Origin of the sequence: Bradyrhizobium ottawaense (assembly GCF_002278135.3) — a bacterium.
Lineage (GTDB): Bacteria > Pseudomonadota > Alphaproteobacteria > Rhizobiales > Xanthobacteraceae > Bradyrhizobium > Bradyrhizobium ottawaense.
In genome coordinates, this window is the sequence record NZ_CP029425.2 from 2,715,920 (window position 1) to 2,736,596 (window position 20,677).

The window sequence follows — 20,677 nt, forward strand, 5'->3', positions numbered from 1 at the left end:
CCGGCTATGAGACATCTCGCTCAGTGCGGTCGCCTTGAGTTCGTTGGGCGAGGCCGGCCTTGATCGCCGCAATCTCGGCTTCGCCGCGTCTGTCGCGCGGGATGCCGATAGGCACCTCGGCCACGATACGCGCGGGGCGCGGCGACAAGAAGAACAGGCGGTCGCCGAGGCGAACCGCGTCATCGAAACTGTGGGTGACAAGCAGCGTCATCACCGGACGGCTGGCCACCAGCGTCGCGATCTCGTCGCGCAAGCGGCCGGCGAGCGCGTCGTCGAGCGAGGCGAGGGGCTCGTCGAGCACGAGGAGATCGGGCTCGACTGCGAAAGCGCGGGCAAGCGCGACGCGCCGGGCAAGGCCGAGCGACAACTCGCCGGGAAAGTGGCTGCGATGCGCTTCCAGCTCCAGAATCCTGAACAGCTCGGACAGCTTCGCCTCGGTCACGTCGGGCGCCGCCAGCCGCACATTCTGCTCCACCGAACGCCACGGCAGCAGCCGCGGCTCCTGAAACACCATGCCGATCCGCGCCTGCGGTGGACGCGCAACGTGGCCCCTGAAATCGCTATCGAGCCCCAGGATGATGCGCAGCATCGTGCTCTTGCCGCAACCGGAGGGACCGATGAGCACGCCGACCTCGCCGGATTGAAGCGCGAATTTGAGCGGCGCCAGCACCTCGTGCGTTCCGCCCGCGGCACTCCTGAACGTCTTGCCTGTGATCTCGAGCTCAAGCCGCACGGGGGCGCCACCTGTTTGCGCGGGCTTCGAACGGCTGCACCAGCAAGGTCTCGATGACGAGCACGACCGCGGCAAAGGTCAGCGAATAGGCGAGCAGCCGCGGCGTGTCGAACAGCTGGAAAGCGACGCCGATCTCGAAGCCGACGCCGTTCGGACGTCCCAAGAGCTCGGCGACCAGCACGATCTTCCACACCAGCGACAGTCCGGAACGGGCCGAGGCTGCGATGTAAGGCGCAAGCTGAGGCAGCACGACATGGCGGAACGCGCGCCAGCGCGGCATCGCGAACACGCTCGCCATCTCGTCGAGCGAGCGGTCGAGCGCGCGGGTGCCCTCGCGCAGGGTGACGACCGCGGTCGGCAGCTTGTTGATGGCGATCGCCGCGATCGCGGCGGCCTCGGTCAGGCCGGCCCAGATATAGGCCAGCACGATCACGACCAGCGCGGGCAAATTGAGTAGCAGGATCAACCAGGGATCGCCGAGCTTATCCGCGAGCCTGACCCGTCCCATCAGGTAGCCGATGGCGCTGCCGAGCGACATCGCCAGCACGAAGGCGAGGGTCACGCGCGCCAGCGTGGCGCCGAGATGCAGGAACAGCGCGCCAGATGAGGCTTCCGCGATCATCACCTCGAGCACGGCCGGCGGGGAGGGCAGCTTCGCGCCGCCGACGAACAGCGCGGCAATCCACCAGATCGCGAGAAACAGGGCGAACGACAGAAGACGCAGCACCTCAATCTCCGGGGACCGCGTGATAGAACGTGCCCGGATCGAGCTCGGCCGCCGGGCCGACGAGGTCGCGGCCGCCGATCTCGGCCAGCACGCGGTAAAGCACGCGCGCGTCTTTCTCCTCGTCGTCGATGCTCCGGCGCGGAATACCGTCGCGATAGCGGTCGCGATAGGTCTTGAGCATGGCTGCGTCGGACGTGCCGGTGAGCGGCGCGATCTTGTCCCAGGCTGCATCCGAGGTCACCAGCAGCTGCTTGGCCTTGCGCGTCATCGCGATGAATCGCGCCACGGCGTCGCGATGGCTCGCGGCCCAATTCTCGTCGAAGACATAGCCGACGGCGGAGACCGCGCCTTTGGCACCGAGCTTCGGCAGAATGTCCTCGATGCCGGCGAGGCGGCGAAATCCCTTGGCCTCGAGCTGGGCACAGAAATTCCAGAAATTGAGGCTCGCCTCCATCTCGCCGTCGAGCGCCTTGGCGGCGATCAGGGGCGGGGCGCCGTAGGCGATGGTCGCCTCCGACTTCAGGTCGATGCCGTCCTGCTTCATGCTCGCCTGGAGCAGCAGCCAGCTCTTGTCGATCGCCCCGCCGGCGACCGCCAGCTTGCGCCCCTTCAGGTCGGCGAGCGTCTTGATCGGAGAGGATGCGGGTACCATCACTGCGCCGAGCGCGCTGGAATAGGGATAGAAGGTGAGCTTGGCACCGAGCGCGCGCTCGCGCGACACCCACAGCCAGTCTGACAGGATGATGTCGGCGCTGCCTGCGCGCATCGCGATCTTGCCGGCCTCGGTGCTCGCGAGCTCGGTGACCTCGAGCGAAAGGCCCGCCTCCTTGTCGAGGCCGCTCGCGCGGATCGCGGCCAGCTCCCAGGAGAATGTTCCGGTTTTCTGCACCGCAAGGCGGATCGAATCCGCGGCGCGGCCGGGTGCGGCCAGCGATAGCGCCAGCGTCGTCGCGAGCGCCAATGTTCGACCAAGTGCCCTTATCACGCCAAGTGCCCTTATCACGCCAAGTGCCCTTATCACGCCAAGTGCTCTCATCACCTTGTGAGCCGTTTCCTCTGATAGAGTGCTTTTCAGGACAATACGCATAGCATAGCTTTGCTCGCAACCCGCGGGAGGATGCGCATGAAACTGGCCGGACAGCTACGACCGATTGTCGCCGCATTGACGGTGCTGGCGGCGACCGCGTGCGTGGCGCGGGCCGAGGAGGCCAATGATTATCCGACGTCGGCGCGCGCGGAGTACGTCTATGGCTGCATGAAGGCCAATGGCGAGAGTCGGCAGTCGATCGAGCAATGTTCCTGCTCGATCGACGTGGTGGCCTCGATCGTCACCTATGAGCGCTACGTGACCGCCGAGACCGCGCTCAGCATGTCCCAGGTCCGCGGCAATCTCGGCGTCCAGTTCCGCACCTCCGAGCAGGCGAACACGGCAGTGAACGATTTGCGGCGGGCGCAGGCGGAAGCCGAGGTGAGGTGTTTCTAGCTATAGCCGCGGAAACGGTGCAATCCCTTCTCCCCTTGTGGGAGAAGGTGGCGCGGAGCGCCGGATGAGGGGTATCTCACCGCGCGCTCATCTGAGGAGAAAGACCCCTCACCCGTCTCGCCGCTATGCGGCGAGCCACCCTCTCCCACAAGGGGAGAGGGGAATTAGCATAAGCGGTGCTAGCTACGTCCCCGGCTTCTCCACATCCCACTCATTCCGGAACACGTGCCCATCCGTGTCCTTTGCTTCCGCGCGGAAACGCTTGGCGCCGTTGGAGACATAGGTGAAGCGCAGATTGGGATCTTCCGAGATCGAGATGCCGCCTTCCATCGACAGCACCGGGCTGTCGTCCTGCGTCAGCTTCAGCTGGTTGACGAAGAAGGCGGGAATGTAGAGCTGCGTGACCTGGTCCATCTGCAGGCCGGAATTGTTGGGATGGCCGATCATGATCTGCGCTTCGCGGATGCGGCTCGCGGGCGCTTCCTCGCGCACAAATTGCCTGTAGCGCATCTGGCCGAGCCGGTTTTGCGCCTCCTCGGCGTTCTTTCCTGCCGGTGCCGAGCAGCCGCCGGAGGCTTTCACATAGACTTTCGAGACATAGAGCTGGCCGTCGCTGAGCTCGGCCACCGCGTGCACATCGGTGTAATTGTTGACACGCACGCGCGTCGAGATCTCGGTGACATTGGCATCGGAGCCGAGCTCGAACTTCGCGGCCATCGGCGCCGGGTTACGGTCGATCACGAGCGTGATCGAACGGATACGGCGACTGTCTGCGGGCGACAGCTTGCTGCGCAGGGTCACCGGCACGATCGCCGCGTCCTCTGCGCGATACGGCATCTCGATGCCGATCACGCCGCTGCCGTCGTTCATCGCACGGCTATTGAAGATGTCCTGCACCAGGCCCGGCCAGGGATCGTCGGCCTCTTCAGCCTGCGCCGGCACGGCGAAGGCGATGCCGAGCAGTGCAGCGATCAAGGGCAGGTGGCGTGTCCATCGGGTCATGGTCATGATCCTCCGAGTCAGCGAAGCTGATCTCGTTCCGGAGTCAGCGAAGCTGATCTCCTGCGCCTATCGTAGCGCGCCTGCTACTCCCATTCAATTTCCGAAAATGCTGCAGTTGCGTTCCGGGCGTTGTAATCGCCGAACAACTCCCAGCGCGGCCGCTCCTGTGCAGCCGCCTTGTCGGCGGCGGCTCGGATCGGCTCGCCATTCTTGTTCAGCGTGCGCACGTCGGACAACAGCGTTGACAGGTAGCGCCGCTCATCGGCCAGCGCGGCAGGCCAGTCGCTCACGGGGCCGTGACCGGGAACGACGCGTTGCGCCGGGATGGTCTCCAATTCCTTCAACGTGTCGAGCCAGCCGCGGATGCTGCCGTCCATGACCGGAATGTGGCGGAGAAAGACGAGGTCGCCCGCGAACAAGGTTTTTGTCGACTCGTCGTACACGGTGACGTCGCTGTCGCTGTGCCCGGTCCGCCAGGCGCGCAAGATGAGGCGGCGCGACCCGAGATCGAGCGTCATCGTGTCCGGAACCAAGAGGGTCGGGGCAATGATCTTCACGGGATCGATCAACGCGCTGCCCATGATGCGGCGAAAATTGTCGAGATAGTAGGGGCCGCGCGTCGCGAGCGCCTGCGGCAGCTTGCTGTGACCGACGAAGCTGGTGCCACCGGCGGCGAAGGCCGCGTTGCCGAAGACATGGTCGGGATGGCCGTGGGTGTTGATGACATAGCGAATCGGCTTGGGCGTGCGGGCCCGCACGGCGGCCAGCAGGGCCTCGCCTTCGCGGAGGCTGCCGCCGGTGTCGATGACGGCCACCGCATCATCGCCGACGATGAAGCCGACATTGGCAATGTCACCCTCGTTCTCGCGGGTCATCAGGGCAATGGCCCCGGAGTGTACGAAGATTCCCGCTGCGACTTCGCTCACAGGCAATTCGGCCGCCCCGGCCCGTGCTAGCGTTACGATCCCCAGCAGGGACAAGGCTGCGATCACTCGAGCGATGCGAGACACTTTTCCGCCTCAGTTCAAAGGGTTGCTGCATTGCACTGCAACAAAGCAAAGCCAGCGAAGTCTGGCAAAACATGGCGCGTCATGCGTTGCATGGATAGCATTCAAACAAAACGAGGAGGAAGCGCGATGACGGAGGCCGGACGACATCGTCGCTGGTTGTTTTCACTGGGGGTCCTGGTTGCGTCCTGTGCGTTCGGCGATGTCGCCATCGCGCAGACCAATGACAGCGGCGACCTCTCGTTCGAGCTGGTCGACCCGAACGTGCTGCGCGTCTGCGCCGATCCGCGCAATCTGCCGTTCTCGAACGAGAAGGGCGAGGGGTTCGAGAACAAGCTGGCCGAGCTGTTTGCCGACAAGCTCAAGAAGAAACTCGACTACGTCTTCTTCCCGCAGGCCACCGGCTTCGTGCGGATGACGCTGGGCGCGCATCGCTGCGATGTCATCATGGGTTTTCCGCAAGGCGATGACGTCGTGCAGGGCACCAATCCCTATTACCGCACGTCGTACGCGCTGGTCGCCAAGGCCGGCAGCGGGCTCGAGGAGGTCGATACGCTCGAGGACCCGAAGCTGAAGGGCAAGCATGTCGGCATCGTCGCCGGAACGCCGCCGGCGACCAACATGGCCATTGCCGGCCTGATGAGCGATGCAAAACCCTATCCGCTGATGATCGACACGCGCTACGACAATTCGGCGCAGGCGATGATCGACGACCTCGCCGCCGGCAAGATCGACGCCGGGGTGCTGTGGGGACCCATGGCCGGCTATTATGCGAAGAAGATCGGCTCGCTTCACGTCACGCCGCTGGTGAAGGAAACCACGGGGCCGAAGCTGGTCTATCGCATCGGCATGGGCGTGCGTCCCGCCGACCAGAACTGGAAGCGACAGCTCAACAAGCTGATCCAGGAGAACCAGGGCGAGATCAACAAGATCCTGGTCGACTTCGGTATACCGCTGCTCGACGAGAGCAATCGGCCGCTCAGCGCGGAGACGGCCAAGAAGTCGCAATGAGGCGGCCTCTTGCCGCTGCGCTCGTCGTTGCCGCGTTGGCGGTGCCGGGATCCGCGCAGCAGCAGGAGCCGTTCGAGCCCGAGGGTTATCGCGCCGACAATTATCGCGCACCGGTGCCGGCGACGCTTGCGGGCGCGCGCGTGCTCAACACGGTGGAAGCCGAAGCGATCTGGCGCGCCAGGAGCGGCGCGTTCGTCGACGTGCTGCCGCGCCCGCCGAAGCCGAAGAACCTTCCCGCAGGCACGGTATGGCGTGATGCGCCGCGCAAGAACATTCCGGGCAGCATCTGGCTGCCGGATACCGGCTACGGCAGTTTGCCGCCAGCCATGGACGATTATCTCCAGCGCGGCCTCGCACAGGCCTCGCGTGGCGACAAGGCCGCGCTGCTGGTGATCTATTGCCTCGCCGATTGCTGGATGTCCTGGAACGCCGCCAAGCGCGCGCTGGCGTATGGCTATTCCAACATCGCCTGGTACCCCGACGGCACCGACGGCTGGGAGCGCGCCAAGCTTCCGACAGAGGAGGTGCAGCCGGAGCCGCGGCCCGAGCAGTAGACGTCGTCATGCCCGGGCTTGTCCCGGGCATCCACGTTCTTCACGCTGCGTGGCCAAGCGTGGATGGCCGGGACAAGCCCGGCCACGACGGCGGTGCGAACGGGGAGAGGCGAAGCAAGCGCCTACTGCTTCTGCAGCTTCGTCAGCGTGCCCGTGCCGTTGTTGTCGGTCGCAGAATAGTTCACCCTGTCGCCGGCATGAACGGCCTCCAGCATCGCGGCGTCCTTGGTTTTGTACTCCTGGAGCGCGCCGGCGCCGCCAGCGCTACCACCGACGGTGCCCTTCTGCGTCTGCTGGATCGAGATCGTGCCGTTGAGCCGATCGATCCGCATGACCATTCCGGTCATGTCGTCGGCAAGAGCGCTGGTTGCGAGCATGCTGAGGGCCGCAGCGCCCGCAAAGATGAATCTGGTGGTTCCCATCGAGGCCTCCCGACGTCTTGGAGTTCACTTCGACAAGCCATCCTAGATCGATTTGGTTCCGGCAGATAGCCGGGCAAAGGTTAACCGGGCCGATCCGGGAACCTTGTCGTGGCCTCCAGCGAGGCGGGCGCTATTCCATTTCCTGCTGGATCACGCGGCCAAGTGCGAACAGGCGCTGGTCGATCGTGGTGGGAACCTCGCAGACGAATCGCACGACCTTGTTGCGGTCCTCGAAAATGCGGGTCTTCCAGATCAGTTCGTTGCTGAGCGTTTCGACCTTGGCCTCGTCGCGCGGCGTCGCGCCCTGCAGCGCCTGAAGGGCGATCGCCTCCTCGCGAATCTTGTCGGCGGCCTCGCGCTGCTTGCGGCTGACGCGTTCGAGCCCGGCCATCACCTGGGAGCGCTGGGCATTGAGCGTGTCGAACAGGCCGGCGAACAGGAGCTTCGCCTTCGCGGTCTTGTCAGTGGCGGAGGCGGCCAGAAATTCCTTCACGGACTTTTCGGCCTCATCGAGCGGCGTTTTGCGCGCCGATAGTTTTGCGACCAGTGCGCTGACCTTGGCGTCGTCTTTCCATGTGTTCTGGACGTCGTCGAGCGCCGGGCCGGCCCAGACGGCGGCAAGCGAAATCTCCGGCACCTTGGCCTGGGTGCAGGGCCAGTCGGGATAGCGTGGATCGGCCGCGCGCGCGGCCGTGCCCGACAGCGCCAGCGCCACAACAGCCATCGCCAGAACCTTCATCCTTCGCCTCCTGCGGGCCCCCGTCGCGCCAGCCCACGCGAGGGATCATAGGCCAGAATCGCGCCGATCATGAAGACGATTGTGCAAGCCGCGACCACTGCCAGCGAGATCCAGTTGATTTGCCCGTAGAGCGCAAAACGGATCAGCTCGACCGCATGGGTGAACGGATTGGCCTCGCAGAGGTAGTACAGATAGGGGCTGCCCTCCTGCACCCGCCACAGCGGGTAGAGCGCGGACGAGGCGAAGAACATCGGGAAAATGACGAAGTTCATGACGCCTGCGAAGTTCTCGAGTTGCTTGATGCCGGAGGAGATCAGCATACCGAGCGAGCCGAGCATCAGCCCGGACAGGATCAGCGCCGGCAGCACGGTGAGATAGCCTGACGACGGCGGGGTGATGTCCCAGAACCAGGCGATCAGCAGGAACGCATAGACCTGGAGCAGCGACACCGCCGTGCCCGCCAGCAGCTTGCAGAACAGCAGGAACCCGCGCGGCAGCGGGCTCACCAGCAGCGTGCGCATGTTGCCCATCTCGCGGTCGTAGACCATCGAGAGCGAGGATTGCATGCCGTTGAAGAGCTGGATCATCGCCATCAGCCCGGGCGCGATATAGACCTCGTAGAGGATGTAGGTCTCGTAGGGCGGGATGATGGAGATGCCGAGCACCTGACGGAAGCCGGCGGCGAAGATGAACAGCCACACCAGGGGCCGCACCAGCGCCGAGACGAAGCGTTCGCGCTGATGCAGGAAGCGCAACCCCTCGCGCCAGACGATGCCGGTAAGGCAGGTGAGGTACTCCTGGACCGAGAAGCCGCGCGGCACCTCGCGCGTGGTGATGCTGCTCATGCGCCGCCTCCCGGCATGGTTTGCGCACCGGTCAGGCGCATGAAGGCGGTGTTGACGTCCTGCGCGCCGGCCTCGGTGACGACGCGGCTCATCGGCCCCTGCGCCAGCACCTTGCCCTGGTGCAGCACCACGAGGTCGTCACTCGCCATGATCTCGTCGAACAGATGCGTGGCCCAGAGCACGCCGATGCCTTGCTCCGTCACGAGCTGGCGGACCTGGCTGATGATGTCGGCGCGCGCCTTGACATCCAGGCCGACGGTCGGCTCGTCCAGCAACAGCAGCCGCGGCCGGTGCAGCAGCGCCCGCGCGATCTCCAGCCGCCGCATCTGGCCACCCGAGAGATCGCGCACCTTGCTGCCGGCGCGGTCAGCGAGCCCGATGCGGCCGAGCAGCTCGGCGCTGCGTGCGGCGGCCTCGCTCCGGCTGATGCCGTGGAGGGCTGCGTGATAGAGCAGGTTCTGCGTCAGCGACAGGTCGAGATCGAGCGTACGTGGCTGGAACACGACGCCGAGCAGCCGCAGCGCCTCGCCGGGGCTCTTGCTGATGTCGTGGCCGAAAATGCCGACCCGGCCGCTCTGGATGCCGAACAGGCGCGTGATCAGCGAGAACAGCGTGCTCTTGCCGGCGCCGTTGAGGCCGAGCAGGGCGGTAAAGCTCGCCGGCTGCACGTTGAAGGAGACGTTGATCAACGCACGCCGCTGCCCATAGGCATGACTGACGCCGTCGATCGACAGCGCCGGCACCGCCGCCGCTTCTAGCTTCGGCGCCTCCTGTGGCTCGGGAATCGGAGCGGGGCTGGTCATGGCGCGATCGTGATGCCCCAGGGCAGTTCGCCCACCTGAATCGTCTTGATCACCTTTTGCGCGGCGACGTCGATGACGGAAACGTCGTTCGACACGCCGTTGGTGGTGAGCAGATATTTTTCGTCGGGCGTGAACGCCATGTGCCAGACCCGCTGCCCGACCAACAGGTATTTCGTCACCTTGCGCGAGGCGACATCGACCACGGCGATGCGGTTGGCGGGACCGAGGGCGACGAAGGCGGTCTTGTCGTCCTTGGTCATGCCGATGCCGACCGGCTGGATCGCCTCTTTCCGCAGGCCCGGGATCTCGAAATTGACCTTGCCGATCACCTCGTGCTTCTTCGGGTCGATCACCGAGACGGTGCCGCCGATCTCGGAGGAGACCCACACTTCGGAAGCATCGTGCTTGAACTCGGCAAAGCGCGGCCGCGCATCGACCAGCACGTTGGCGACGATCTGGCGCGACGCCGTGTCGATGAAATGCGCCATGTTGGTCGTTTCCGACGTGTTGATCAGCGTCTTGCCGTCGGGACTGATGGTCATGCCCTCGGGCTCGACGCCGACCTGGATGTCGCCGAGCCTGGCGCGCTTCTCGAGGTCGATCACGGTCACCGTGTTGTCGTTCTCGTTGGCGACGTAGAGGATCTTGCCGGCGGCATCCTGCGCGAACAATTCCGGATCGGGTCCGGAGGGCAGGCTGTCCACCACGGCTTGCGTCTTGGCGTCGATCACCTGGATGGTGTCGTCGTCGCCGACCGCGACCATCACGAATTTGCCGTCGCGCGTGAAATCGATGCCGCGCGGGCGCTGGCCGACCTTGATGGTCTTGGTCACGGTCCAACTCTCGGTGTCGATCACCGTGACCGTATTGCTCTTCTCGTTCGAGACATAGGCGATGAACGCATGCGCAGGTGCCGCCGCCAGCGCCAGTCCGGACAGAAGCCCCACACGCCACATGCGCAACATTTGCGTTCTCACTTCAGCTTGCATTTGCTCTCCGGACGATCGTAGCCGAGCGTGTCGAGCTCGGAGACCTGGTGCAGGAAACCCTCCTGCGGCGAGACCGACACCACCATGCGGCCATCGACAAGGAGGATGGGCTGGCGCAGCTGCAGATTCCAGTCGCGCAGGGTCAGCCGCGTGCCCTTGAAGGCGGCGACCGAAAAATCCGGGCCCTTGATGAAATCAGTCACCTTCTTGACGTCGCCCGAATTGGTGCGCGAGGTCGCTTCGCCGATCATGCGGGCCGCGGTCCAGGCCTGCATGTCGAGCGCGGTCATGCGCCGCGCGTTCAGCTTGACGAAGCGGTTCTGCATCTGGATCGCGCCCCACTGGTCCTGCGATGCGTCCCAGCTGCGCGGCACCAGGCCGGCCGAGCCCGCAACGGGGCGGGGATCCCAGGTGCGATAGGGCAAATACGCGCCGAACACCTCGCTCTCGTCGGCGGCGACCAGTACGTCGTAAGCGGGCGCGCCTTGCGTGAACACTGGCATCTGGCGCTGGATCAGCGTCACGCCGCTATCGGTGCGGCGCGCGCCGCCCTTGTCCTCGAACGTTTTCTCCTGAACGATCTTGGCGCCGAACCGCGTGGCGGTGCGCCGGAGTGCATCGGCGAACAGCTTATCTTCATCATGCGAGCCGACCACGAGCAGCCAGCGCGACCACTTTTTCCAAACCAGATATTGCCCGAGCGCATCCGCCAGCATCGCCCGTGTCGGCGCGGTGTGGATCACGTTGGCGCGGCAATCGACCTCGCGCAGCCGCTCGTCGATCGCCCCCGCGTTGAACAGCAGCGTGCCGCGGTCGCGCAAGGCGTCCGAGACTTTCAGCAGCGCATCGGCGGGCAGGTCGGCGATGATGAAGCCGTTCTTCTCCGCGAGCGCGGTCGCGGCCTGGACGACGTCCTCGCCTTCCTTGATGCGGCGCTCTTCCAGCGCGAACCGCTGGCCCAGGAATTTGCCGGTGGTATTGTTGTCCTCGATCGCGAGCCGCGCGCCGGCGACGCCGTCATTCTCCGCGGGCTGCTCGACCAGCGACAGTGTGGATCTGGTGCCGGCGACGCCGAGATAGCCGACGCCGATCAGGGCAGGCTCCGCCGCGAGCGCGCTCGTCGCAGCAAGACCTAAGCCAATCAGGCCGGCCAACCATCGGATCATGTTTCCTCCAAGCGTTCTCCCCCGCTTGACCGCCGGTAGAGAATTGTCTCTGCTTCAAGCATGACCAATTTGTCAGGGCATGCAACCCCGCATTTCGTCCCCGCGCGTGCGAGGCCTGGAATCACGATCATGCGAGCATTGATGATGATCGCCGCTTTGCTGTTGACGCCTTCGCTCGCGCGCGCCGATCCACCGAAGCTTGCCGTGTTCGATTTCGAGCTGATCGACACCAGCCTGCCCGGGGAGTTCTACGGCTCCAGGCCCGAAGAGGCGCGGCTCGTGCTCATCAGCGAGCAGCTGCGCAAGGAATTGACGGAGTCCGGCAGGTTCCAGGTGCTCGACATCGCGCCGGTCAGGGATGCCGCCCGTCACGCCAACTTACAGGCCTGCGGCGGCTGCGATCTCAAGCTCGCGGGCGAATTGGGCGCTGACCTCGAGATCACCGGCATGGTGCAGAAGGTCTCGAACCTGATCATCAATCTCAACATCTATTTGCGCGACGTGAAGACCGGCAACATGATCGCCGCCGCGAGCGCCGACATGCGCGGCAACACGGATGAAGCCTGGACCCGCACGATGAGCTACCTGATCCGCAACCGGCTATTGGCGCCGAATTACGGCAAGCGGGAGTAGGGGCGCTCTTTACCCTCCAGAATCGTAGGGTGGGCAAAGGCGCACTTGCGCCGTGCCCACGATCAATCAATGATTCGAGAGAAATCGTGGGCACGCTTCGCTTTGCCCACCCTACGATACTGCGCTCGCGGAGAGATACCCCTCATCGCAAGGGGAGAAGGAAGAAAGACATCACCCCTTCAGCTTCTCCGCATGCCAGTGCAGATGATCGCCCATGAAGGTCGAGATGAAATAATAGCTGTGGTCGTAGCCCGCCTGACGCCGCAGCGTCAGCGGGATGCCCGCCTTGCTGCAGGCGGCTTCGAGCAGCTCGGGCTTCAGCTGTTCTTTGAGGAAATTGTCGGCCTCGCCGACGTCGACCAGGAAGCCCGAAAACTTCGCGCCATCCTCGATCAGCGCCACCGTGTCGTGGCCGCGCCAGGCGTCCTTGTTCGGCCCGAGATAGCCGGTCAGCGCCTTGGTGCCCCAGGGCACGAGCGAGGGCGCCACGATCGGCGCGAAGGCGCTCGCGGCGCGATAGCGGTGCGGGTTGCGCAGCGCCACCGTCAGCGCGCCGTGGCCGCCCATCGAATGGCCCATGATCGATTGCCGTTTGGCGTCGACGGGAAAATTTCCCGCGATGAGCTTGGGCAATTCGTCCGTGACATAGCTCCACATCCGATAATTGCGCGCGAACGGCTCCTGCGTGGCGTCGACATAGAAGCCGGCCCCTAAGCCGAAATCATAGGCATTGTTGGCGTCGCCCGGCACGTCGGCGCCGCGCGGTGAGGTGTCGGGCGCGACGAAGATCAGGCCGAGCTCGGCGCAGGCTTTGCGGAATTCGCCCTTCTCGGTGACGTTGGCATGGGTGCAGGTGAGCCCGGACAGATACCAGACCACGGGCAGCTTGGCGCCGTCGGCATGCGGGGGAACATAGACCGAGAACACCATGTCGGTTCCGGTCGCCTGGCTGGCATGGCGATACACGCCCTGCACGCCGCCGTAGGATTTGTTGGTCGAGACAGTCTGAATCGTCATGCCTTCACTCCGTGGCATCTCACCACATCAATATTGCAACGCTTGTGTGACCGAATTTGTGGCAGCTGCCCGCGTCAGGCAACACCGCTGTCGATCGCCAGCCGCACCAGCTCGACCGAGGTCTTCACCCCGAGCTTCTGGCGCATGATCGACGAGGTGTTGGCGACCGTCTTGTAGGACGATTGCACCAGCCAGGCGATCTCGGACAGGCTCTTGCCGGCGCTGAGCAGCCGCAGGATCTCCATCTCGCGCGCATTCAGCTTGGACAGCGGGCTTTGCGCCAGCGTCGGCCCCGCAAAGGCGATGCTGCGCGCGATCGCGCTCGGCAGGTACGTGGCGCCGCCGCCGACGGCGCGAATCGCCTCGACGAGGTCATCAGGATCGCCGGTCTTGGAGACGTAGCCCTTGGCGCCGCATTCGATCGCGCGCGCGGCAAAGGCCGGGTCGTCGTTCATGCTGAACATGATGATGCGGGCCTCGGGCGCGCGCTCGAGGATGCGGCGCGCGAGCTCGAAGCCGGAGACGGTCGGCAGATTGATGTCGATGATGCAGAGGTCGGGGCGTTCGACGATGAAGACGCACTCGCCGTCCTCGGCGTCGGCGGCCTCCAAAATCTCGATCTCGCCCTCGTCGGCCAGCACGGCACGGCAGCCGGAGGCGACAATGGGATGATCGTCGACGATCAGAATGCGCATAGGCGTTTCCTTGTGACAGCGTCGGCCTGTTTCGCGCCCGGCCGGGATTGCTGTACGCTTCCGATTAGATATCCGCCGCTTCGCCGCTGTCAACGTCATCGGACAGCGGCGGGCGAGGCTTCGCGAGGCACGGGCGACACCAATGTGGCAAAATCTATCCTTGCGCGGGCGCATCAACCTCTTGCTGGCGCTGCTGCTGGCGCTGGGGCTCGCCGTGAATATCGGCCGCCAGGTCGCCGAGGCAGGTCCCCGCGTGCAGGCCGAGGACCAGAGCGTGATCCGGCTCGCGCGCGAATTCATCGAGATGATCGTGGCCGATCTCAACGAGGCGCCCGATCCGGATGCCAGGCTGAACCAGATCGCGCGCGATCTCAGCCGCCTGCGCCATGTCAGCATCACGCTTCGGGACACCGGCGGCAATCCGCAGACGCCGCCCCGGCTTGACACTGACGCCGACATGCGCGGGCCGCCGGCCTGGTTCGTCAGCCTGGTCCATCCCGAGCAGACCGCGGTGAGCGTGCCGGTCTCGATCCATGGCAAGCCCGGATCGCTCCTGATCACCTCGCATCCCGATGACGAGATCGCGGAGATCTGGGACGGCATCGTGACCCAGCTCGAGGTCGGCACGGCGATCGCGCTGGCGCTGTTTTTCCTGATGATGAAAGTGGTCGGCCGGGCGCTGGCCCCGCTCCAGTCTCTGGCGGAGGCAATGGGGAAGCTCGAAGGCGGACATTACGAGGCCCGCGTCGCGCCGGGCGGCGCGCCGGAGCTCGCCGCAATCTGCACCAAGCTCAACCACCTTGCCGCAACCCTCGGTGAGGCGGTCGAGGACAAGCGGCGCCTCGCCGAGCGGGCGGTGTCGCTCCAGGACATCGAGCGCAAGGAGATCGCGCGCGAGCTCCACGACGAGTTCGGGCCGTATCTGTTCTCGCTGCGGGCGCATGCCGGCGCCCTGGCGAAGCAGGCGGATGGACGCGTCCCGAATGCGGAGGCGGTGCGAAAACATGGCAGCGCCATGCTGGAGCAGATCAACGCGCTGCAGCAGTTCAACCGCCGCGTGCTGGAGCGCCTCCGCCCCGTCGGCCTTGCCGAGCTCGGGCTGCGCCAGGCGCTCGAGTCGCTGTCGCGGCTGTGGCGGGAGTCGCATCCGGATGTCGCGATCGAGACCGTGATCTCGCCGTCGCTCGGGGTCACCGGCGAGACCGCCGATCTCACCATCTATCGCATCGTGCAGGAGGCGCTCACCAACGTGTTCCGCCACGCCGGCGCGACCTCGGTCAATGTCGTCATCGAGCCGGCGCAGCAGATGGCGCAGGACGGCCGCTGCTGCGCGCGGGTGCGGGTCAGCGACAATGGCCGCGGCATGGAGCCGGGCCAGAAGCTCGGCTTCGGCCTCGTCGGCATGCGTGAGCGGATTCTGGCGCTGGGCGGCACGCTCAACGTCGTCTCCGGCGATGGCGGTTTGACCGTGGAAGCGCTGGTTCCGACCGCGGCCGCCTGATCGCTCTCCCGAGGTGATCGGGAAAAATTCCCGATTTAGTCGGGAAAACGGGAGCGGATAGCGCCCGATCTTTTGTGGCTGGCGCGCGACCGGCTGCCGATTACACTTCGTCTCAACCAATCGGCGAAAATCAAAACAGCCGGTGGTCACGGATGGGAAGGCGGGGATGGGCAAGGTTCTTTCGTTCAAGCGTCGTTTGTTGATGGCCTCGGTGTCGACCGGTCTGGTGTCCGGGGTGGTTTTGGCGGGCCCCGCCGGGGCCGCGCAAGACGAGGAGACCAACGTCCAGAATCTGCCGCCGGTCGAAGTGGCGGCACCGCCGCCGTCGGTGGCGAGGCGTACCGCGCCGACGCGACCCGTCGCGCGCATCGGGGCAGCGTCGTCCGCCGCGCCGAAGACACGGCTTTATGTCTACCCGACCTCGCCGGGCATCGGCAGAGGCCTCGATGTCGACAAGGTCCCGTCGGCGATCAACGCCGTCGATGCCAGCCAGATCAAGCGCACCGGTTCGCTGAACGTCACCGACGCGCTGCGCGACAACATCGCCGGCGTCAACATCACCGAGGTCACCGGCAATCCGTTCCAGCCGGATGTCGAATTCCGTGGCTTTGTCGCTTCGCCCGTGACCGGCACGCCGCAAGGCCTTGCGGTGTATCAGAACGGCGTCCGCATCAACGAGGCCTTCTCGGACGCGGTCAATTGGGACCTGATCCCCACCGCCGCGATCAGGTCGGTGACGCTGGTGACCAACAATCCCGCCTTCGGCCTCAACGCGCTCGGCGGCGCCATCAACCTGCAAATGAAGGACGGCTTCACCTATCAGGGCGCCGAGATCGACGTCATGGGCGGCTCGTTCGGCCGCGTCCAGGGCTCGGCGCAATGGGGCAAGCAGGTCGACAAGAACTACGGCGTCTATGCCGCGCTCGAAGGCCTGCGCGACAATGGCTTCCGCAACTTCTCGCAATCAACGGTGCGGCGTTTCTACGGCGATGTCGGCTACAAGGCCGGCGACAGCGAATTCCACGCCAATATGGGCGTCGCCAAGAACGATTTCGGCGCCAGCGCCACCGTTCCGGCCGAACTGCTCGACAAATATTGGGGCGCGACCTACACCACGCCGCAGACCACGTCCAACCGCGTCGGCTATCTCAACCTGACCGGAAAGGCCGATCCGACGCCGACCTGGACGCTCGAAGGCACCGCGCATGTGCGCAGGTACGAGCAGAAGCTCGTCGACGGCAATCCGACCGATGTGCAGGAATGCGCCGTTCTGGGCCTGTTGTGCTTCGGTGACGATGCGACGCCGGCCAACGGCACCAATGGCGCGCAGCTCGTAAATCCCTATCCGCTCGGAACCATCCTCGGCGAGATCGACCGGAGCACGATCCGTTCGACCACCTTCGGCGTATCAGGGCAGGCCACCAACACCGATCAACTGTTCGGGCACGACAACCGCTTCGTGATGGGCACGACCTATGACGCCAGCGTCACACGCTACAACGCCACCGCCGAGATCGGCTCGATCGGAGAAAATTACGTCGTCAGCGGTAGCGGCCTATTCCTGGGGCCGACCGGTCAGCCGGAAACAATTGCCGGTCCCGTCTCGCTGCGGACCGTCAACCAATATAACGGCCTGTATGCGATGGACACGTTCAACGTCACGGATGCCTTCGCCGTCACCGGCGGCGGCCGCTTCAACGTGGCGCGCATCAGCCTGGAGGATCAGCTCGGGACTGATCTCAACGGCGATCATACCTTCACCCGCTTCAACCCAGTGATCGGCGGCACCTACAAGATCACGCCGGGGCTGACTGCCTATGCCGGCTATTCCGAGGCCAACCGCGTGCCGACGCCGCTCGAGCTCGGCTGTTCCGATCCGGCCCGTCCCTGTTTGATCGCGGCGTTTCTGGTTTCCGATCCGCCGCTCAAGCAGGTCGTGTCCAAGACCGTGGAGGCAGGCCTGCGCGGCACCAAGGAGCTGAACATCGGCACCCTCGGCTGGAAGATCGGCGGCTTCCGCGCCACCAATTATGACGACATCGTCGCGGTGCCCGTGGTCGGACGGACCGGCTTCGGCTATTTCTCCAATGTCGGCCGGACCCGCCGGCAGGGCCTCGAGGCCGAGGTCAACATCAAGTCGCCGACGCTCCAGTTCCAGGCAAGCTACGCCTTCGTCGACGCGCGCTTCCTCGATCCGCTGGAACTCGGCTCCGAAAGCCCGTTGGCCGACCCGGCCAGCGAGACCATCCAGGTCAGGCCCGGCAACCAGCTCCCCGCGATCCCGCGCCACCGCATCAAGGTCGGCATCGACTATGCCGTGACCGACGTCTGGAAGGTCGGCGGCAACGCGCTGTTCGTCTCCAGCCAGTACCTGGTCGGCGACGAGTCGAACCAGTTCGCGAAACTGCCGTCCTATACCGTGTTCAATCTCCACACCTCCTACCAGGTGGCGAAGAACATCCAGCTCTATGGCAAGGTCGACAACATCTTCGACAAGCGCTACGCGACCTACGGCCAGTTCTTCGACACGGGAGCCTTGCCCAACTTCACCAACGGCGGCAACGACTTCACCGATCCGCACTCGCTGAGCCCGGCGAGGCCACGCGCGTTCTACGCGGGCATGCGGGTGACGTTCTAGGCGCGAAGGCGCAGCCGGCCGCGCCGGGGCAGAGAGTTCCCCGCCGCCTCGGGCGGACGGCTTGCGTAGAATGTCCTGCCTCCGGCATCATGCGCCCGGAGGCTCGCTTTGCCGTGTCGTTGAAAAATCCGGGTGCCGTCGCTGCTATCGTTTCAGCGCTCCGACATGTTTACGGCGATGAGGTCGCCCGCCTCATGCTCGTCGAGGGCATGAGCCTGGCCGACCTGATCGATGCGATGTTTTCTGCGCCATTGACGCATCGCGAGGCCGTTCGAGATATCACCGACGGATTGGACGATTTTGTCATTTCACCAGACCTCGGTCTCATGTGGCACCTCAGGTACATCTACGCAGACGAGCCCGGCTCCCTGCACGTCGTGGACATGGAAATCGCCACGCCGAATGGCACGCTGGCAAGCAGAGACGTCTGGCTTCGTCTGGTCTCCTAAAGGCAAGCCGTTTTCGCTGCCAATCCTTCGGCTTGGGAAGCGCCGACAGCTTGCAGGCCGCGCTCTGCGACTGACAAACCGGGAGTTGGCGCGAACCGGATCTTAGTCCCGGCTCAGCCGTTCTCTCAGGAATTCGATGAAGCGTTGCGTCTTGGCGGGGAGCAGCCGGGTTTCGGTGACCGCGTAGATGGTCATCGGCAAGCCCTGCCATTGCGGCATGATACGGCGTAGTCGGCCGGCTGCGACTTCATCGGCGACGATCTCTTGCGGCATGAACGTGATGCCCATGTCGAGCGTCGCCAGGCGGCGGAGCATGCCGATGCTGTTGAGGTGGAAACGGCCGCTGACGCCGGCTTCGACCGTTTGCGTTCCGTTTTGCAGCGTCCAGCTGCCCACCCTGGTCTGGCAGAGACATTGATGGTGCGCGAGGTCCGCCGGTTCGTTCGGCTCGCCGTTCTCTTCGAGATAGCGCGGCGAGGCGTAGAGATGGCCGTGCAGGCGAGCGAGCGGCCGCGCGATCATATGGGAGGCCTCGGATTCTCCGACGCGGATCGCCAGGTCGTAGGGCTCGGAGACCAGATCGACGCGCCGCGGCGTCAGGTCGAACTCGAAATCGATGCCGGGATATTGCCGTGCGAATTCGGTGATCAACGGCGCCAGATAGGTGTTGGCGAAATCCACCGGCAGTGAGACGCGCAGCAGTCCGCTCGGCCGCGCCAGCATCTCGCCGAGTTGCTCGTGCGCCAGGCGCGCTTCGTCGACGATGCGCTTGCAGCGCTCGAAATAAAGCTGGCCGGCTTCGGTCAATTCGATCCTGCGCGTCGTCCGGTTCAGCAGGCGAAGCCCGATTTCCTTCTCCAGGAGGCCGATCCGTCGCGACAGGGTGGAGTTGGGCATGTCGAGGATCGCCGCGGCGCCCCGGAAGCTCCTGGCCTTCACGACCTCGACGAAGAGCGCCATGTCGTTCAACAGCTCCATCGAATTATCCCATATGTGGATCAATCTGTTCCATTATATGGCATTTATTCCATTGGCTGGAAGCTCCATCTCCCTTCTCTGCATCACCGAGAAGGAACTCGCCGTGAATTCACTCTTCAGTCCCGTCCGCGTCGGCGGACTTGAACTTCCGAACCGCCTGGTCATGGCGCCCATGACGCGCTCGCGCGCCGATGCCAACGGCGTTCCCGGCGGCCTCGCCGCCGAATATTACGCGCAGCGCGCCGGCGTCGGCCTGATCGTCACCGAGGGCACCCAGCCGTCCGATGACGGGCAGGGCTACATGACCACGCCGGGCATCTACACGCCCGCGCATGTCGCCGGTTGGCGCAAGGTCACCGACGCCGTGCACGCCAAGGGGGGCCATATCTTCATCCAACTCATGCATGCCGGACGCATGTCGCATCCCGACAACACGCCGCATCACCGGTCGGGCGTGGCCCCGTCCGCGATCGCGCCCGATACGCCGATGTTCACGCCGAAGGGCATGCAGGATATCCCGCAGCCCCGGTCGCTCGCGATCGATGAAGTGCGCCGGACCGTCGGCGACTTCCGCGATGCCGCGCGTCACGCCATCGCGGCGGGCGCGGACGGCGTCGAGATCCATGGCGCGAACGGCTATCTGGTCCAGCAGTTCATTGCGCCGAGCGCGAACACCCGGACCGACGCCTATGGCGGCTCGATCGAAAATCGCGCGCGTTTCGCCGTCGAGGTTGCGGCGGCCATCGCCGCGGAGATCGGCGCGGACAAGACGGCGATCCGCCTGTCTCCAGGCATCACGATGTGGGGCATCGACGAAGGCGCCGAAGGACCGGACCTCTATCGCCATCTGGTCGCTGAGCTCGACAAGCTTTCGCTCGCCTACCTTCACATCATGCATCAGGGCGACGATCACCTGCTCGCCGACCTCCGCAGACTGTGGCGCGGCAAGCTGATCGTGAACAGGCCGGGCCGTCCGCGCGATCGTATCGGTTCCGACGTCGCCGCGGGGCTGGCCGATCTGGAAGCATACGGCCAGATGATCCTGGCGAATCCCGATTTTCCGACCCGCCTGAAATCCGGTGCGCCGCTGAACGAGGCCGACCGCAGGACGTTCTTCGGCGGTGATGCAAGCGGGTACACCGACTATCCCGCATGGGACGCGGCTGCCGCCGTCTGAGGACGGGCGGTCATCACATTCATCGGCTCTGCACCGCGACCGCGGCGCAGAGCGCTCATTTTCATCAATGCTTGCGGAAGGCACCTGAAGTGAAACGCGTGGAACTGG

22 protein-coding genes are annotated in these 20,677 nt (G+C 65.0%); 8 read left to right on the forward strand and 14 right to left on the reverse strand.

Translation table 11 applies throughout. The features are described from left to right. Positions 1 to 4: 4 nt before the first annotated feature. From CIT37_RS12825 to CIT37_RS12835, 3 genes are read right to left on the reverse strand one after another with little or no spacing between them, the layout of a single operon-like run. Positions 5 to 733 carry an ABC transporter ATP-binding protein gene (locus CIT37_RS12825; RefSeq protein ID WP_095427021.1) on the reverse strand — a complete coding sequence of 243 codons (729 nt, stop codon included), beginning with the start codon at positions 731 to 733 and terminating at the stop codon, positions 5 to 7. Next, the gene (locus CIT37_RS12830) at positions 723 to 1,460 is read right to left on the reverse strand and encodes an ABC transporter permease (protein WP_028142696.1); all 738 of its coding nucleotides are present in this window, start codon (positions 1,458 to 1,460) and stop codon (positions 723 to 725) included. Before CIT37_RS12830 ends, CIT37_RS12825 begins: the two co-directional genes overlap by 11 nt. A gap of 1 nt (position 1,461) precedes the next feature. Then, positions 1,462 to 2,445, reverse strand: coding sequence for an ABC transporter substrate-binding protein (locus tag CIT37_RS12835; RefSeq protein WP_038974486.1), 984 nt, complete (start codon positions 2,443 to 2,445; stop codon positions 1,462 to 1,464). 138 nt (positions 2,446 to 2,583) lie between these two features. On the opposite strand from CIT37_RS12835, the gene CIT37_RS12840 reads away from it, so the two are divergent. Beyond that, positions 2,584 to 2,943 carry a hypothetical protein gene (locus CIT37_RS12840; RefSeq protein WP_026202407.1) on the forward strand — a complete coding sequence of 120 codons (360 nt, stop codon included), beginning with the start codon at positions 2,584 to 2,586 and terminating at the stop codon, positions 2,941 to 2,943. A 183-nt stretch (positions 2,944 to 3,126) separates the two neighbouring features. Here the strand turns inward: CIT37_RS12840 and CIT37_RS12845 are convergent, their stop codons facing one another. Together CIT37_RS12845 and CIT37_RS12850 are read right to left on the reverse strand one after the other, a co-directional pair. Further along, positions 3,127 to 3,945: a quinoprotein dehydrogenase-associated SoxYZ-like carrier gene (locus tag CIT37_RS12845; RefSeq protein ID WP_161966385.1), complete on the reverse strand. Its 819-nt coding sequence runs from the start codon at positions 3,943 to 3,945 to the stop codon at positions 3,127 to 3,129. Between the two features lie 83 nt (positions 3,946 to 4,028). After that, complete coding sequence (locus CIT37_RS12850) at positions 4,029 to 4,955, reverse strand: quinoprotein relay system zinc metallohydrolase 2 (RefSeq protein ID WP_095427023.1); 927 nt, start codon at positions 4,953 to 4,955, stop codon at positions 4,029 to 4,031. A 126-nt stretch (positions 4,956 to 5,081) separates the two neighbouring features. Between CIT37_RS12850 and CIT37_RS12855 the strand changes: the two genes are divergently transcribed. Continuing rightward, the gene (locus CIT37_RS12855) at positions 5,082 to 5,963 is read left to right on the forward strand and encodes a substrate-binding domain-containing protein (RefSeq protein ID WP_038973399.1); all 882 of its coding nucleotides are present in this window, start codon (positions 5,082 to 5,084) and stop codon (positions 5,961 to 5,963) included. Then, positions 5,960 to 6,517 carry a PQQ-dependent catabolism-associated CXXCW motif protein gene (locus tag CIT37_RS12860; protein WP_028142691.1) on the forward strand — a complete coding sequence of 186 codons (558 nt, stop codon included), beginning with the start codon at positions 5,960 to 5,962 and terminating at the stop codon, positions 6,515 to 6,517. Before CIT37_RS12855 ends, CIT37_RS12860 begins: the two co-directional genes overlap by 4 nt. Positions 6,518 to 6,639: 122 nt before the next feature. On the opposite strand, the gene CIT37_RS12865 is transcribed toward CIT37_RS12860, so the two are convergent. The 6 genes from CIT37_RS12865 to pedA1 form a co-directional block, all read right to left on the reverse strand. After that, positions 6,640 to 6,939, reverse strand: coding sequence for a copper-binding protein (locus CIT37_RS12865; RefSeq protein ID WP_028142690.1), 300 nt, complete (start codon positions 6,937 to 6,939; stop codon positions 6,640 to 6,642). A gap of 130 nt (positions 6,940 to 7,069) precedes the next feature. Continuing rightward, entirely contained in the window at positions 7,070 to 7,678 is a 609-nt protein-coding gene (locus CIT37_RS12870) for a hypothetical protein (RefSeq protein WP_028142689.1), read from the reverse strand. Continuing rightward, entirely contained in the window at positions 7,675 to 8,523 is an 849-nt protein-coding gene (gene pedC, locus CIT37_RS12875) for a lanthanide ABC transporter permease protein PedC (protein WP_028142688.1), read from the reverse strand. The genes CIT37_RS12870 and pedC overlap by 4 nt, the downstream gene beginning before the upstream one ends. Further along, on the reverse strand, positions 8,520 to 9,326 hold the full coding sequence (pedB, locus tag CIT37_RS12880; RefSeq protein WP_095427024.1) for a lanthanide ABC transporter ATP-binding protein PedB/LutE: 807 nt from the start codon (positions 9,324 to 9,326) through the stop codon (positions 8,520 to 8,522). The genes pedC and pedB overlap by 4 nt, the downstream gene beginning before the upstream one ends. Then, positions 9,323 to 10,291, reverse strand: coding sequence for a YVTN family beta-propeller repeat protein (locus tag CIT37_RS12885; RefSeq protein ID WP_161966386.1), 969 nt, complete (start codon positions 10,289 to 10,291; stop codon positions 9,323 to 9,325). The genes pedB and CIT37_RS12885 overlap by 4 nt, the downstream gene beginning before the upstream one ends. 8 nt (positions 10,292 to 10,299) lie before the next feature. Beyond that, positions 10,300 to 11,481, reverse strand: a complete 1,182-nt coding sequence (gene pedA1 / locus CIT37_RS12890; protein WP_095427026.1) for a lanthanide ABC transporter ABC transporter substrate-binding protein PedA1 — start codon at positions 11,479 to 11,481, stop codon at positions 10,300 to 10,302. A 60-nt stretch (positions 11,482 to 11,541) separates the two neighbouring features. Between pedA1 and CIT37_RS12895 the strand changes: the two genes are divergently transcribed. Next, a complete protein-coding gene (locus tag CIT37_RS12895; protein ID WP_028142684.1) occupies positions 11,542 to 12,114 on the forward strand; it encodes a DUF3280 domain-containing protein in 573 nt (190 codons plus the stop codon). A 171-nt stretch (positions 12,115 to 12,285) separates the two neighbouring features. On the opposite strand, the gene fghA is transcribed toward CIT37_RS12895, so the two are convergent. Both fghA and CIT37_RS12905 read right to left on the reverse strand, forming a co-directional pair. Then, positions 12,286 to 13,131, reverse strand: coding sequence for an S-formylglutathione hydrolase (gene fghA / locus CIT37_RS12900; protein WP_028142683.1), 846 nt, complete (start codon positions 13,129 to 13,131; stop codon positions 12,286 to 12,288). Between the two features lie 74 nt (positions 13,132 to 13,205). Next, positions 13,206 to 13,826, reverse strand: a complete 621-nt coding sequence (locus CIT37_RS12905) for a response regulator (RefSeq protein ID WP_095427027.1) — start codon at positions 13,824 to 13,826, stop codon at positions 13,206 to 13,208. 142 nt (positions 13,827 to 13,968) lie between these two features. Between CIT37_RS12905 and CIT37_RS12910 the strand changes: the two genes are divergently transcribed. The 3 genes from CIT37_RS12910 (at position 13,969) to CIT37_RS12920 (ending at position 18,414) form a co-directional block, all read left to right on the forward strand. Beyond that, on the forward strand, positions 13,969 to 15,327 hold the full coding sequence (locus tag CIT37_RS12910) for a histidine kinase (RefSeq protein WP_161966387.1): 1,359 nt from the start codon (positions 13,969 to 13,971) through the stop codon (positions 15,325 to 15,327). Positions 15,328 to 15,493: 166 nt separating this feature from the next. Then, positions 15,494 to 17,965: a TonB-dependent receptor gene (locus CIT37_RS12915; protein ID WP_174719458.1), complete on the forward strand. Its 2,472-nt coding sequence runs from the start codon at positions 15,494 to 15,496 to the stop codon at positions 17,963 to 17,965. 89 nt (positions 17,966 to 18,054) lie between these two features. Continuing rightward, positions 18,055 to 18,414, forward strand: coding sequence for a hypothetical protein (locus CIT37_RS12920; protein WP_038949203.1), 360 nt, complete (start codon positions 18,055 to 18,057; stop codon positions 18,412 to 18,414). A 102-nt stretch (positions 18,415 to 18,516) separates the two neighbouring features. Here CIT37_RS12920 and CIT37_RS12925 read toward each other — a convergent pair whose 3' ends face one another. Beyond that, positions 18,517 to 19,392, reverse strand: coding sequence for a LysR family transcriptional regulator (locus CIT37_RS12925; RefSeq protein ID WP_038973577.1), 876 nt, complete (start codon positions 19,390 to 19,392; stop codon positions 18,517 to 18,519). A gap of 163 nt (positions 19,393 to 19,555) precedes the next feature. On the opposite strand from CIT37_RS12925, the gene CIT37_RS12930 reads away from it, so the two are divergent. Then, on the forward strand, positions 19,556 to 20,569 hold the full coding sequence (locus tag CIT37_RS12930; protein ID WP_246554291.1) for an alkene reductase: 1,014 nt from the start codon (positions 19,556 to 19,558) through the stop codon (positions 20,567 to 20,569). Positions 20,570 to 20,677 lie beyond the last annotated feature (108 nt).

Coding starts and splice junctions, on each gene's coding strand:
- CIT37_RS12845 (WP_161966385.1), bottom strand. CDS start 3,945: ATGACCCGATGGACACGCCACCTGCCCTTGATCGCTGCACTGCTCGGC.
- CIT37_RS12865 (WP_028142690.1), bottom strand. CDS start 6,939: ATGGGAACCACCAGATTCATCTTTGCGGGCGCTGCGGCCCTCAGCATG.
- pedA1 (WP_095427026.1), bottom strand. CDS start 11,481: ATGATCCGATGGTTGGCCGGCCTGATTGGCTTAGGTCTTGCTGCGACG.
- CIT37_RS12885 (WP_161966386.1), bottom strand. CDS start 10,291: ATGTTGCGCATGTGGCGTGTGGGGCTTCTGTCCGGACTGGCGCTGGCG.
- CIT37_RS12910 (WP_161966387.1), top strand. CDS start 13,969: ATGTGGCAAAATCTATCCTTGCGCGGGCGCATCAACCTCTTGCTGGCG.
- CIT37_RS12905 (WP_095427027.1), bottom strand. CDS start 13,826: ATGCGCATTCTGATCGTCGACGATCATCCCATTGTCGCCTCCGGCTGC.
- CIT37_RS12920 (WP_038949203.1), top strand. CDS start 18,055: ATGCGCCCGGAGGCTCGCTTTGCCGTGTCGTTGAAAAATCCGGGTGCC.
- fghA (WP_028142683.1), bottom strand. CDS start 13,131: ATGACGATTCAGACTGTCTCGACCAACAAATCCTACGGCGGCGTGCAG.
- CIT37_RS12930 (WP_246554291.1), top strand. CDS start 19,556: ATGGCGCCCATGACGCGCTCGCGCGCCGATGCCAACGGCGTTCCCGGC.
- pedB (WP_095427024.1), bottom strand. CDS start 9,326: ATGACCAGCCCCGCTCCGATTCCCGAGCCACAGGAGGCGCCGAAGCTA.
- CIT37_RS12895 (WP_028142684.1), top strand. CDS start 11,542: ATGACCAATTTGTCAGGGCATGCAACCCCGCATTTCGTCCCCGCGCGT.
- CIT37_RS12860 (WP_028142691.1), top strand. CDS start 5,960: ATGAGGCGGCCTCTTGCCGCTGCGCTCGTCGTTGCCGCGTTGGCGGTG.
- CIT37_RS12840 (WP_026202407.1), top strand. CDS start 2,584: ATGAAACTGGCCGGACAGCTACGACCGATTGTCGCCGCATTGACGGTG.
- CIT37_RS12925 (WP_038973577.1), bottom strand. CDS start 19,392: ATGGAGCTGTTGAACGACATGGCGCTCTTCGTCGAGGTCGTGAAGGCC.
- CIT37_RS12870 (WP_028142689.1), bottom strand. CDS start 7,678: ATGAAGGTTCTGGCGATGGCTGTTGTGGCGCTGGCGCTGTCGGGCACG.
- pedC (WP_028142688.1), bottom strand. CDS start 8,523: ATGAGCAGCATCACCACGCGCGAGGTGCCGCGCGGCTTCTCGGTCCAG.
- CIT37_RS12915 (WP_174719458.1), top strand. CDS start 15,494: ATGGGCAAGGTTCTTTCGTTCAAGCGTCGTTTGTTGATGGCCTCGGTG.
- CIT37_RS12855 (WP_038973399.1), top strand. CDS start 5,082: ATGACGGAGGCCGGACGACATCGTCGCTGGTTGTTTTCACTGGGGGTC.